The following is a 12,438-nucleotide window of genomic DNA, read 5'->3' as shown; positions in this document are numbered from 1 at the left end:
GACAAGGGGACAAGGGGACAAGGGGACAAGGGGACAAGGGGACAAGGGGACAAGGGGACAAGGGGACAAGGGGACAAGGGGATAAGGGGGCAAGGGGACAAGGGGACAAGGGGACAAGGGGACAAGGGGGCAAGGGGGCAAGGGAGACAAGGGGAGAAAATTTAGCCTCCGATGCCTCCAAAACTCCCGAAACGGCTAAAGATGGCGTCACCCCCCAAACCCATAACCCCCCTACCCACAGCCCGGTGACCTGTGCCAAGTTAGCCAATAGAACGACAGTGCGGTCTCGATCGAGAAAAGAACCCAACTTTGCGACTTGCAACTCTGAAGCATGAACTTTAACCTACCCAAATTTTTTAAAGCCTGTAATCCGAGTAAAACGCTAGTTGTTGGCGATAAAGAAGACCGTCAGTATTACATCGACTTTTCCCAGGTTCGAGGCACGAATATTGTCCGGGAGTTGGGTCGCACCATCTCGCTTCTGGGTTCTGACGATCCGAGCTGTCAGCTGTTCACCGGACACATCGGCTGTGGAAAATCCACGGAACTGTTTCGCCTCAAAGCAGAACTCGAAAAAAAAGGATTTCACGTGGTCTATTTCGAGTCTTCTCAAGACTTAGATATGGCCGATGTGGATATTAGCGACATCCTAATGGCGATCGCCCGTCAAGTCAGCGAGAGCTTAGAACGGGAAAATATCCACCTGCAACCGCGCGGATTCAAATCCCTTCTCCAAGGGGCCGTCGATTTGCTCAATACCCCCATTGCTCTGAGCGGGGAAGCCTCCATTCCGGGCTTTGGAACCGTTGCGGCTGGGGAAGAGACGGGGGTGGAGTATTCTCTGCCCGGAGGCATCGGCAAAATTACCGCTAAAGCCAAAGATAGCCCCAAACTGCGCTCCCAACTGCGGCAGTATCTAGAACCTCGCACCAACGGCATTCTCGAAACGATCAACAACGAACTGCTCGTACCGGCCACCGAACAGCTCAAGCGCCAGGGAAAACAGGGCATTGTCGTGATTGTCGATAACCTCGATCGCCTCGATAGTACTCGCAAAGCCTCCGGACGCACCCAGCCGGAGTATCTATTTGTCGATCGCGGCGAACAGCTCAAAAAGCTCAACTGCCATCTGGTTTACACCATTCCCCTGGCGTTAATTTTCTCCAACGATATCGGACGGCTGATCGGTCGCTTTGGTGTCAAACCGAAGGTACTCCCCATGGTTCCCGTACGGGTGCGCGACGGGGGGGATTGCCCGTCGGGAATGGACTTGATGCGGCAAATGCTTCTCGCGCGAGCGTTCCCCACCTTAGAACCGGAAGCGAGGCTCGCGCAATGCACTCAAGTGTTTGATTCGATCGAAACCCTCGATCGCCTCTGCCGCGTCAGTGGCGGTCACGTTCGCAACTCCCTCGGCTTGCTCTACAGCTGCCTGCAACAAGACGATCCGCCCATTTCGCGGGAGACGGTGGAAAACGTGATTAAAGAATATCGCGACGATTTGATTGCCGCCATTAGCGATGATGAATGGCAGTTACTCTTCGAGGCCGTCAAACAGCAAAGCATCCAGGGGGATGAAGATTATCAACTCCTACTGCGGAGTATGTTCCTGTTTGAATATCGGGATGAAAACGGACGTTGGTTCGGCATTAATCCTGCCCTGGCCGAAGCCGATAAGTTCAAGCAATGGGAAGCTCAGAACCGCTTGCCCGTTGAAGCCAAGGCCAAAGCCAGCGTTACCCCGGTTAGTAGCGAACTTGTAGGGTCACATAAGCTCTAATTTGTTGCTCGCTGCCTGAAATCGGAACGCTCCGACCACCGCCGCGCGTTGTGGCAGAAAACTGGGCTTGTTCCAATAACATCGGTGCGGGGGGTTCTCCCGCCTGAGCGTCGATACGGATGATTTCGAGGGGTGTTAAGTTGAGTTCCGTTAAAATGATGTCCGCCTGAGTGCGGGCATCTCTGGTTGCGAGGCGCAATGCTTCGGTTCGGGCCGTTTCGATCGCCTCATCCGATGCAGTAAAGCCAATGCGATCGATCCGGGTTGCCCCAGCCTCGAGGGCTTCGGTGACGATAATTCCCGCCCGATCGAGATAGACTTGGAAACTGAGAATATTTTGGGCGGAATAACCTGTCAGGATGCGCTCTTCATCCCGGGAACCGTACACTGGATTGAAGCGAAGGCTCGTCGTTTCGAGTCGCTCGACATCGCGCGATCGCAAAAGAGCCATCACCGCTTCGGATTTGGCTTCGAGTTGCTCCCGTGCCTCCTGAGCCGTTTCGGCGAAAACTTCGACCCCCAACTGCACTTGAGCCAGGGAAACCGGAATCGCCACGATTCCCTGTCCGCTAACGCTTAAAATATTCGGCATTTGTTCTTGAGCCAAAACAACCTGCGATCGAGGAAGCAGAGTCTGGGGTACAGCCAGAGACAGAGCCAAAATTGAGGTGACAACAGTGCGGGAAACGGGCATGGGTAATACGCTCGCAGACGGAATCTGTATCTTCTACTCTATCGCTTTCCCGTCGGTCTGAAATTGGTACGATCGATCCGAACTCTCCCCTGGAAGCCAACGATCGTGACACACCTCGAACCTAAGAAACTCCAATGGTTTCGTCGCCAACTGCAACGTTGGGCTGCAGACAATCTGCGCGATTTTCCCTGGCGGCATACTCAAGACCCCTACCACCTGTTTGTCGCCGAATTTCTGCTGCAAAAAACCAACGCCGCTACAGTTGCTCCTATCTACGAAGCCCTGCTCGATCGATATCCTCGCATCGAACAACTGGCGGCAGCCCCCGTTGAAGAGGTGGCACCGATCTTGAAACCCCTCGGTTTATTTTTTCGCGCCGAACGATTGAGCCAATCCGTGCAAATCATCTTGCAATCCCATCGAGGTCGAATTCCCAAAACGGAAGCCGGACTGCTGAAATTACCCGGCGTGGGAAAATATACGGCGCGTGCCATTCTTGCCGGCGCTTTCAACCGCCGCGCCGCCGTTCTCGATACCAACGTCGCTCGGATTTTGGAGCGATTTTTCGGACTGCAAGGGGAACGAGTCAAATCCCGGTGTAAGTTACTTTGGGCCGCTGCGGACGAAGCGGCACCGGCACGATACGTCGGACGCTGGAACCTGACATTGCTTGATTTTGGGGCAGGGGTTTGTACCGCTCGCAATCCTCAGTGCGATCGATGCCCCCTCTCGCCGCGATGTACTTATGTCAATGTCCCTTCTCCTACACCCCACACCCCACACCCCACACCCTACACCCCACACCCCTAATCAGAAAATACCCGTTCCCAAGTCAAAAGCGATTCACCCACGCTCTCATCGGTCGTTAACTGCCAACGCAACAGTGTATAGGCCGGTTGACCGATGGGGGAGTTCAAACCGATCGCCTGCCGGGGAGCCACCGTCGTCATCGCGATCGCCTGTTCGACATTACACAGACCCCACCGGACCAAGTTCTGCGCCCCAGCCAGCAGTGGCAGTGTCGTCCCCGCCAGCGTTCCATCCAGCAGCCGCGCCGTACCGTTTGTGACTTCAATCTCGCGGGTATCCCAAGGATAGATGCCATCTTCAAGTCCTAAGGGGGCAAGGGCATCGCTGACCAGGAAAATTCCGCGCTCGTACTGGCTCGCCTGAAGCAAAATTTGTAACATTGTCGGGCAAACGTGCTGACCGTCGGCAATCAGACCGCAACGCACGTCCGGTTCGGTAATCGCCGCCCCCAGCAACCCCGATTGGCGGTGGTGGAGACCGGGCATGGCATTAAAGGCATGAGTCACCATGGATGCTCCCCGCGAGAAGGAACGTCGGGCTTCTTCTGCTGTGGCCAGGGAGTGCCCCAAACTGACAGTAATCCCCAAACCGCGCAAATAAGCGATCGCCTCTCCGGTGAGATCGAGTTCGGGCGCGAGGGTCATGACTTTGACAATACTCCCGTAATCCCCCAGCAGGTTCCGAACGTTTTCAACACTCAGAGGTAAAAGATATTCGGCGGGATGCGCGCCGCGTTTTTGGCGGTTGAGAAACGGTCCTTCGAGGTGAACCCCCAAAATGCGAGCGGTGGGTTGTTCTTCGGGAATGCTTGCCATAAACTCGGCGAAAACACGTAGGGAGCGATGGACATTTTCGATCGAGGTGGTGACGAGGGTGGGTAAAAATCCATCGACACCTTGCTCCCATAGGAACGAACAGATTTGTTTGAGGCTGGCTCCATTTTCGGGGGTCATCTCAGTAAACGAGACACCCAACGCCCCGTTAATTTGCAAGTCAACACCCCCTAAAGAGACCCAATCTCCTGCCACGTCAATCGTTCGGATCTCTTCATCAACCTGGCGATCGCGCGTCAGTGTCATGGTTCGAATCGTTTGCACGTATCCGCGATCGTCGATCGAGATCTGCTGTAGGCCTCGGTCTCCAGGCACCCTGGCATTGATAATTTGCCACTTCATTGAAAGCTCGATTTTCCTTCATGCATCCCACTAGTACTCCACCACAGGATGTAGATTGGGTCAATGGTTTGTAGGGGCTTCGGGGGCTTCGGAGGAAAAGGAAGAGTGTAATGGACGATCGACAATTGACAATGGGTTAGTGACGAAGCTTTTCCCTCTCTCCCTTTTCCGCCTCCTGCGGCTCGATCGCCGCGTCCTCCCACACCCCAAACCCCACACCCTAAACCCTACACCCCATCCCCCCAGATTTGGGTTATTCTGGGCTACGCTAACCTCTCATTGTTGAGTAAAAAACTGATGACCTCAGACCCAGTTTCGATCGGGATTATCATGGGCAGCGATTCCGATTTACCCACCATGCAAGCTGCAATTTCCGTTTGTGAAGATTTTGAGGTTCCTTTTGAAGTCAAAATTGTTTCGGCCCATCGCACCCCCGATCGTATGGTAGAGTATGCCAAGACTGCTCGCGATCGCGGTTTAAAAGTCATCATTGCCGGTGCGGGAGGAGCAGCTCATCTGCCTGGAATGGTAGCGTCACTAACCCCCTTACCCGTTATCGGTGTCCCTGTTGCAACCCGTCATCTTCAGGGTGTAGATTCCTTGTATTCGATCGTGCAAATGCCGCGCGGCATTCCGGTGGCGACCGTTGCAATCGGTAACGCTCAAAATGCCGGACTGCTGGCGATTCAAATTGTAGCCACCCATCAATCCGATCTGCTCGATCGTGTGGAGCAATACCGCCAAAGTCTTGCAGAGTCCGTGTTGCACAAGCAAGAACGGCTTGATGAATTGGGTCATCGTGCCTACATCGCTCAGATGTAAGTCCGAGGGAGTGGAAGATTGAGGTGAAAATTACAGTATATTCCCCGAAATTTCTAAATTTTTGTTTTCCAGAGCAAAAAAAGTATAAATTTATACAGAAATGATGCGGGAAGAATTGGTGGAATCAGGGGGACTTAGTACGAGAGTTCGGGGCCAAAAGTTCGGGACCGACTGAAGCCGGTAATATTGCAGCCTTCTCTCAGCAGGAGCGACAGTATGAAAGCGATTCGCGCGTCCCACAAACTCAAGTCAGCCTGCCACGGCACCCCAAGACAAGACGCACTCCTCACAGCAGTAAGTGGCAGAGCGGGTGGAAGCGCGCAATCCTTGAAAGCTCAGGGGCGCGCAAATTTCTAAAACCTCGATGGAGATTGTTGCGTCGGTGTGGAATCGATGGCATTCCCCACTCAAGATTTTGGAATCAGTCCATCAGCGCGACCCGAGATGACCGGAAAACCGTGTAGCTCATACAAATTTAACGTCAAACCATGACATCTAAGTTAGCTCTAACAAAACGCAAGAGGAGGAGACCGTCTCGATCGAGCGTCTCACTTTTCGATCGCCTCAAATCCATCACCCGGCGATTCCCCAAATACTGGTTTGCTTGCATTCCCTTAGTTGCCCTGATTGTTGGGGTGTGGGACTTAGCCGCCACCGCCGCCGATCCTCAAGGAATTGAAGGGATCGAGTTTAGCGTCGGCGATGCCGAATACGTTCAGGGGGTCTTAAACACCGTCTGGATTTTAGTCGCCTCCGTCCTGGTGATTTTCATGAACGCCGGATTCGGAATGCTCGAAACGGGCTTCTGCCGCCAGAAAAACGCGGTCAACATCCTCTCCAAAAACCTGATCGTGTTTGCCCTCGCCACCGTGGCATACTGGGCGATCGGATTCTCCCTGATGTACGGTGCGGGTAACGGTAACGCCTTCATCGGCTTCGGCGGTTGGGGACTCAGCAGTGGCGATCCGGCCACCTACGGTCTCGATCCCTTCCCGAGTGGATTGCCCATTTCCGTCTCCTTCCTGTTCCAAGTCGCCTTCGCCGCCACCGCTGCGACGATCGTTTCCGGGGCAGTTGCCGAACGGATTAAGTACTCCTCCTTCTTGATTTTCAGCCTTTTACTCACGGCAATCTCCTACCCCATCACCGGTCACTGGGTTTGGAGTGGCGACGGCTGGTTGGGTACCGTCGCCGGTGGTTTCCACGACTTTGCCGGATCGACGGTGGTACACTCCGTCGGCGGTTGGGCAGCCCTTGTGGGGGCAGCAATCCTCGGACCCCGCATCGGTCGCTACGAAGATGGCGAACCCCGCGCTCTCCCCGGACACAACATGAGTATCGCCACCCTTGGGTGTTTGATTCTCTGGATCGGCTGGTTTGGCTTCAACCCCGGTTCCGAACTTGCAGCCACGAGCAACATCGCCTATATCGCCGTTACCACCAACCTGGCTGCAGCAGCCGGTGGCGTAACGGGAACCTTCACCTCTTGGATTAAAGATGGGAAGCCCGACCTATCCATGAGCATCAACGGTATCCTCGCCGGTTTGGTGGCGATTACCGCTGGATGCGATGCCATGCCTTACTGGGCTGCGGTCTTAACTGGGGCAATCGGCGGTATTATCGTTGTCTTCTCCGTTTCTTTCTTCGACAGCATCCAAATCGACGATCCGGTGGGTGCCACCTCCGTTCACTTGGTTAACGGTATCTGGGGAACCCTTGCCGTTGGTATCTTCGATCCGGGCACAAATCCCTTAGCTCAAATCGCTGGTATCCTCTCCATCGGTGGCTTTACCGTCCTCGCGAGCGTTATCTTCTGGTACGCCATCGGTGCCGTCACCGGCGGTATCCGAGTGACCCCGGAAGAAGAACTCGAAGGTCTCGATATTGGCGAACACGGCATGGAAGCCTACCACGGATTCCTCAAAGAATCTGAGATGGGTGCGACGGCTGCGGTGACGGGGAACGTTCCCGGCGGTGGCAGCGAACTCATCTAACCGGTTGCATTTTGCCAGATCGGAGTGCGATTGTCTTGCTCGTTTCTAACTCCAGAGTAGGATGCTCGTCTCTGGCTAAAATTCAAATTTCCTCTAAGTGAGATCGACTAAAGTGCAGTTCCAGTCAACTGCACTTTTTTGTTGTCGCAGTTCGCGCTGGTGTCATTACACATTTTCCGTCATCGGGAACGGGGAATGGGGAATGGAAAAAACCGATTTCTTCAATCGTGTAAATAAACTGATGATGAAGCGCTATCTGTCAACAATGTCAATTTCCCCTAGCCATCGAGATTTTCGATTTGATTAAGGATTATCGAAGTTCCTTCAGATGTGGGTTGATTGGGGTCGAAGACTGGCAGATTCAAATGGGGTCGATCGCCCAAGAGCTTTCTTTTCCCCTCAACTCGCTGTAGGATTTACAAGTATCCAGGTCAGCCGGCTTCAAGGCAATCTGAAATTTCTATCGGGCCTGGTTGTGTTTGAATCTAGTGTCTACTCGATCGAAGACCTTACCTCCTTGGGTGATTCTTTCCCTGGCCACGAACGCGATTCTCAGCCTGACGGTGAGTTTGCTATTGCTTCAACAATCCGAGTGGACCCGTGCCGGACAAGCTGAAGCGTCCGCGACCGAACCAACCCCAACCGACGAAGCCCCAGAAATCAAGTCGGAACTCGGACCCCGGCATCAGCTCACCTACGAAGAGTGGGTGGATATTCTGGCCCGAGAAGCCCAAGCGATTGCCGCCACATCTCCAGAACGATTGAGCGTTTTAGCAGGAGACTCGATCGCCCTATGGTTTCCCCCAGAACTGTTACCACCAGAAACAACTTGGTTAAATCAGGGCATTTCTGGAGAGACCACTGAAGGGTTATACAAACGATTGAAATTGCTCGACGACACCAACCCGGATGCAATTTTCATCATCATCGGTATTAACGATCTCATTCGCGGTTTTGAGGATAATGCGATCCTCGATAATTACTGGCAAATTATTCGCGATATCCGCCAGCACCATCCCAATACGGAAATTGTCGTGCAATCGATTTTACCCCACAGCTCGGAAAATGCGACTTGGGAAGGACGCGATCGCCTTCTGGAGATTCCCAACGATCGCATTCGAGAACTCAACCGAGAATTAGAACAGTTAGCCACCGCAGAAGGAGCGAAGTATCTCCATCTATTTCCCTTATTTACCGACGATGAGGGCAATCTCGACTTAGATTTCACCACCGATGGATTGCACCTCAACGAGCGTGGCTACTTGGTGTGGCGATCGGCTCTGGGATTGTATCGCGATCTCGAACTCGCTCCCTTGGATTGAAGAGGGAGAAATGGGAGAAATGGGAGTAAATCGAGTCCCCAAAGCCCCCGAAGCCTCCCAAGCCCCTGAGAGCTACCCCTGCCCTCTCAACCCAATTCCCTGATATTTTAAGGTTAGCCGCTTGAGCGTCAATCGCTTAGAACATCATGGATACTAAAGCATTTAAAAGATCGCTGCAAAAATCTGAAAACTACCACCGTCGCGGATTTGGACGGGAAGCCGAAATCGCCGAGACCCTCAAAACCGAATATGAAAGTTCTCTGATTTCTCAAATACGAGCCAACGGCTACACCCTCAAACGCGGCAACGTTACTATTCGCCTAGCCGAAGCATTTGGCTTTTGTTGGGGGGTAGAACGGGCGGTGGCGATCGCCTACGAAACTCGTCAACATTTTCCTACAGAGCGCATCTGGATTACCAACGAAATCATTCACAATCCTGGCGTGAACGAACGCCTCAAAGAAATGCAAGTGCATTTCATTACTGTGGAAAACGGACAAAAAGATTTTTCCGGTATCGAAGCTGGAGATGTGGTGATTTTACCGGCATTTGGAGCAACGGTACAGGAAATGCAGTTACTCAACGATCGCGGTTGCACGATCGTCGATACCACCTGTCCCTGGGTTTCTAAAGTTTGGAACAGCGTTGAAAAACACAAAAAGCAAGACTATACCTCGATCGTACACGGCAAGTACAAGCACGAAGAAACCCTCGCCACCACCTCCTTTGCCGGTAAGTATCTCGTCGTCCTCAACCTCGAACAAGCCGAATACGTCGCCAACTATATTCTCCACGGGGGAAACAAAGAGGAGTTCATGGCGAAATTTGCCAACGCCCATTCTGAAGGGTTCGATCCCGATCGGGATTTGGCCCAAATCGGCATTGCCAATCAAACCACCATGCTCAAAACCGAAACCGAGCAAATTGGCAAACTATTCGAGCGGACAATGCTGCAAAAATACGGTCCGATCTCCCTTAACCAGCATTTTTTGGCATTCAACACCATTTGCGATGCCACCCAAGAACGCCAGGATGCCATGTTGAGTTTAGTGGAAGAACAACTCGATCTGATGGTCGTGATTGGCGGATTCAACTCCTCCAATACTACTCACCTCCAGGAAATTTCCATCGATCGCAACATTCCTTCCTATCATATCGATAGCGCCGATCGTATCGGACCGGAAAATCGGATCGAACACAAGCCTCTCTTTAAAGAGCTCGAAGTGACTCAAAATTGGCTCCCCGAAGGAGAGATCGTCGTCGGAATCACTTCTGGGGCTTCAACTCCCGATAAGTCTGTCGAAGACACGATCGAGAAAATTTTCGCCCTCAAAGCAGCCGCGTTGGTGTGACAGAGGGGAGCCTCGGGAGAAACGGGAGAAACGGGAGAAATTAGCGACCTCTTGCCCCCACAGCCTCCCAAGCCTCCCCCACCCCCAAGAGTTTCCTCAGACTCCCCACAACCGCTAAACTAAGAGTTGCAGCTTTGATGGGGATCGAAAGATTCGTGAGCAATCAAGAGGGTTTTTCCGGTGGATTTGTGGCAGGTGCGCTGATTGGCGGACTCTTGGGAGGGGTGCTCGGAGCCGCACTGGCATCCCGTCGCACCAATCCGACAGACGATGTGAAGTTCGGAGACGATCGCCTGTCGGATGGGGATAGTCAAGATTTACAATTTCAAGGGGAAGAGGGGATCGAAGCTGCTCGTCAAGTCTTAGAAGTCAAGATCGCCCAACTCAATGCAGCCATTGATGACGTTCGCCACCAACTTCACAGCGTCAATGGTAATGCTTCGGGAAGTCCGAAAGAAACCTCCACTTCCGAAGAAACTTAAACTGGGTCAAATGAACGTCAGTTCGGTTCGTTCGATCGAGATTGAATGACACGCCAACGAGCACGAGCGACTTGTACTCGATCTGGGGATTCATCGAGCTTTACGATCGAGTTCGGATAATTTGTGACAACTCGGTGCAACAGGTGCCAATCTCTTCGGCAATTCTCTCCCGATGCTCCCCAAGCTCTCGTTGCCTCCCGAAGCTGACTTGAACCGGAATTAGAAGTGTTTCACCGAACTTGAGATCGCGCCTTGGAAGCTTCGATGAGGGGAAAACCGTCCTCGGTTGTCTCAAAGAAGCATGGCAATTTTAAGCTAGAATCTCTTTTAATAGAGCCTAGAAACTTGTCTATGAATTCCCCAATTACACTACTCGTTACCACAGCCGCCGCTTTCCTGAATATCTATTTCGTGTTGCTGATTATTCGGATTTTGCTGAGCTGGTTCCCGAATGTAAATTGGTTCGATCCGCCTTTTTCCATCCTTTCTCAGTTAACCGATCCCTATTTGAATATTTTCCGATCGATTATTCCCCCCCTCGGCGGTATTGACTTCTCAGCGATTATCGCGATTTTCCTGCTGCAATTCGTGCAAGGTCTGGTAGCGTCTTTAGCAGCACCTGCCGTCGGTTTCTAGAAAGCTGTGCGTATCGAGCCAGACCCCTCAGTCTGGCCGATCGTGTCTAACGGCGGACTCGTCCGACAAATCCAGATGCTTTGAATCTTTTCAGTTGTAAAGGCAATGGTTGAGTAGCAGCTACCGAAATTCTAAATTGGAATTCACTCACTCCTGGCGGAACTTCATCAATCGTTCCAACGCGACCTCGGTTGGGATAAACGTTGTTATTGTTGGCATCGTAGATGCGACCGAAAATATCGGCATTGATGACGGGTTTGCCCGATCGATTATTCGCTTTACCCGTGACCAAAAAACAATTGGCAGCGGAAGTCGAACCGCTCGTAACGGCTCCATCTGATAACTCCGGGGGACATTCGCGATAAGATAGATTCGAGAGTTCGATCGGAACCAGAGCCAGTGCAGCCGGTGTTGTCATCCACCACAAAATGCCGATGATGCCAGCAACAACCGTAACTTTCAAAGCTCGAAGTGCAGTCATGGTAACAGCCTAGGAACAGCAATTGGGAATCGCCAACCATCGATGGGCTACCCCCGATAATACCCAGCTTACCGCGAAGTGCGATCGTCAAGCGCGGTCTCGTACTTATGATTCCAGCCGAACTTGAAGCCTTTCTCCAAGCGGCATTCAGAGCGTGTAATGCCGCTGGGTATCCCCTGAGCGAACGGCAAAAGCAGATCGCCATCGAAGTCGCGCGACAACTGAGCGATACATTTAGCGATCGCCCGTCCGTTCTCAACCCCCTGGATGAATTGACCCCGGAACAGCGCCAAGCACTGCTGCGGTTTGTCAAGGAACAGGAACGAGAAAATCGCCTCTGGAAAGCCACTCTTTTTGATGACTGGTTGCAGGAAAACAATTCGGGGACGGTACAATTTATCCGTGACTCCTATGGGGTTGAATGGCTCGCGCGCGTCGAACCGCAGCATCTGGCAGCTTACGAAAACGAACTCGATGGAATGGCATTTTCCCTACAGGTGGGCGATCGCCTGGAAGTCTCGAACCGCCTCTGGGTTTGGATTCAAAACGACGACCCCCAAATGCAAGAATGGCTGCCGTGTACGGTGGTGGGACTTTGGGAGGTGGAAGATGGGGAAACTCGGTACACCAACTGTAGGATTCGCTTCAAGAGTGGGGCGGAATACGAAGTTCAAGGGATTTACCAGTGGAATCGCTACAACTGGCGCTGGGCTAGAAGTGGATAGCAGTCGCCACACTGTGATGGGACAAGGGAGACAAGGAGACAAGGGAGACAAGGAGACAAGGAGACAAGGAGACAAGGAGACAAGGGAGACAAGGAGACAAGGAGACAAGGGAGACAAGGAGACAAGGAGACAAGGAGACAAGGAGACAAGGAGACAAGGAGACAA

The 12,438-nt window shown here is 52.7% G+C and carries 13 protein-coding genes; 10 read left to right on the top strand and 3 right to left on the bottom strand.

The genetic code is table 11. The features are described from left to right. Positions 1–335: hypothetical protein (locus tag AC2215_RS06515; protein ID WP_486809157.1), on the top strand; the 335-nt coding region annotated here is incomplete at its 5' end. Beyond that, positions 332–1,780 carry an ATP-binding protein gene (locus AC2215_RS06510; RefSeq protein ID WP_486809156.1) on the top strand — a complete coding sequence of 483 codons (1,449 nt, stop codon included), beginning with the start codon at positions 332–334 and terminating at the stop codon, positions 1,778–1,780. The genes AC2215_RS06515 and AC2215_RS06510, both read left to right, overlap by 4 nt. Here the strand turns inward: AC2215_RS06510 and AC2215_RS06505 are convergent. Further along, entirely contained in the window at positions 1,746–2,474 is a 729-nt protein-coding gene (locus tag AC2215_RS06505; protein ID WP_486809155.1) for an SIMPL domain-containing protein, read from the bottom strand. The two genes, AC2215_RS06510 and AC2215_RS06505, sit on opposite strands and share 35 nt — an antisense overlap. Before the next feature lie 105 nt (positions 2,475–2,579). On the opposite strand from AC2215_RS06505, the gene AC2215_RS06500 reads away from it, so the two are divergent. Continuing rightward, positions 2,580–3,284, top strand: coding sequence for an HhH-GPD family protein (locus tag AC2215_RS06500; RefSeq protein ID WP_486809154.1), 705 nt, complete (start codon positions 2,580–2,582; stop codon positions 3,282–3,284). On the opposite strand, the gene nagA is transcribed toward AC2215_RS06500, so the two are convergent. Continuing rightward, complete coding sequence (gene nagA, locus AC2215_RS06495) at positions 3,281–4,459, bottom strand: N-acetylglucosamine-6-phosphate deacetylase (protein ID WP_486809153.1); 1,179 nt, start codon at positions 4,457–4,459, stop codon at positions 3,281–3,283. The genes AC2215_RS06500 and nagA overlap by 4 nt on opposite strands. A gap of 297 nt (positions 4,460–4,756) precedes the next feature. Here nagA and purE point away from each other — a divergent pair, with 297 nt between their 5' ends. The 6 genes from purE (at position 4,757) to AC2215_RS06465 (ending at position 11,067) form a co-directional block, all read left to right on the top strand. Beyond that, positions 4,757–5,281 (top strand): 5-(carboxyamino)imidazole ribonucleotide mutase, encoded by a 525-nt coding sequence (gene purE / locus AC2215_RS06490; protein WP_486809152.1) that lies wholly within the window; start codon positions 4,757–4,759, stop codon positions 5,279–5,281. Between the two features lie 488 nt (positions 5,282–5,769). Beyond that, a complete protein-coding gene (locus AC2215_RS06485; RefSeq protein ID WP_486809151.1) occupies positions 5,770–7,275 on the top strand; it encodes an ammonium transporter in 1,506 nt (501 codons plus the stop codon). Between the two features lie 488 nt (positions 7,276–7,763). Beyond that, entirely contained in the window at positions 7,764–8,597 is an 834-nt protein-coding gene (locus AC2215_RS06480) for an SGNH/GDSL hydrolase family protein (protein WP_486809150.1), read from the top strand. A 146-nt stretch (positions 8,598–8,743) separates the two neighbouring features. Then, positions 8,744–9,949 carry a 4-hydroxy-3-methylbut-2-enyl diphosphate reductase gene (locus AC2215_RS06475; RefSeq protein WP_486809149.1) on the top strand — a complete coding sequence of 402 codons (1,206 nt, stop codon included), beginning with the start codon at positions 8,744–8,746 and terminating at the stop codon, positions 9,947–9,949. 155 nt (positions 9,950–10,104) lie between these two features. After that, the gene (locus AC2215_RS06470; protein WP_486809148.1) at positions 10,105–10,431 is read left to right on the top strand and encodes a ssl2009 family thylakoid membrane protein; all 327 of its coding nucleotides are present in this window, start codon (positions 10,105–10,107) and stop codon (positions 10,429–10,431) included. A 351-nt stretch (positions 10,432–10,782) separates the two neighbouring features. After that, entirely contained in the window at positions 10,783–11,067 is a 285-nt protein-coding gene (locus AC2215_RS06465; protein WP_486809147.1) for a YggT family protein, read from the top strand. 46 nt (positions 11,068–11,113) lie between these two features. Here the strand turns inward: AC2215_RS06465 and AC2215_RS06460 are convergent, their stop codons facing one another. Continuing rightward, entirely contained in the window at positions 11,114–11,548 is a 435-nt protein-coding gene (locus AC2215_RS06460; protein WP_486809146.1) for a hypothetical protein, read from the bottom strand. Between the two features lie 107 nt (positions 11,549–11,655). Here AC2215_RS06460 and AC2215_RS06455 point away from each other — a divergent pair, with 107 nt between their 5' ends. Next, complete coding sequence (locus AC2215_RS06455; protein ID WP_486809145.1) at positions 11,656–12,273, top strand: hypothetical protein; 618 nt, start codon at positions 11,656–11,658, stop codon at positions 12,271–12,273. The last annotated feature ends 165 nt before the right edge of the window (positions 12,274–12,438 follow it).

It is taken from the genome of Zarconia sp., assembly GCF_057467645.1.
Note: the sequence above shows the minus strand (reverse complement) of the source record. Positions and strands in the feature narration are given on the sequence as shown.

Excerpts from the sequence above, each read along its gene's own strand:
- nagA (WP_486809153.1), bottom strand. The coding sequence starts at position 4,459 with ATGAAGTGGCAAATTATCAATGCCAGGGTGCCTGGAGACCGAGGCCTA.
- AC2215_RS06465 (WP_486809147.1), top strand. The coding sequence starts at position 10,783 with ATGAATTCCCCAATTACACTACTCGTTACCACAGCCGCCGCTTTCCTG.
- purE (WP_486809152.1), top strand. The coding sequence starts at position 4,757 with ATGACCTCAGACCCAGTTTCGATCGGGATTATCATGGGCAGCGATTCC.
- AC2215_RS06505 (WP_486809155.1), bottom strand. The coding sequence starts at position 2,474 with ATGCCCGTTTCCCGCACTGTTGTCACCTCAATTTTGGCTCTGTCTCTG.
- AC2215_RS06475 (WP_486809149.1), top strand. The coding sequence starts at position 8,744 with ATGGATACTAAAGCATTTAAAAGATCGCTGCAAAAATCTGAAAACTAC.
- AC2215_RS06455 (WP_486809145.1), top strand. The coding sequence starts at position 11,656 with ATGATTCCAGCCGAACTTGAAGCCTTTCTCCAAGCGGCATTCAGAGCG.
- AC2215_RS06460 (WP_486809146.1), bottom strand. The coding sequence starts at position 11,548 with ATGACTGCACTTCGAGCTTTGAAAGTTACGGTTGTTGCTGGCATCATC.
- AC2215_RS06510 (WP_486809156.1), top strand. The coding sequence starts at position 332 with ATGAACTTTAACCTACCCAAATTTTTTAAAGCCTGTAATCCGAGTAAA.
- AC2215_RS06485 (WP_486809151.1), top strand. The coding sequence starts at position 5,770 with ATGACATCTAAGTTAGCTCTAACAAAACGCAAGAGGAGGAGACCGTCT.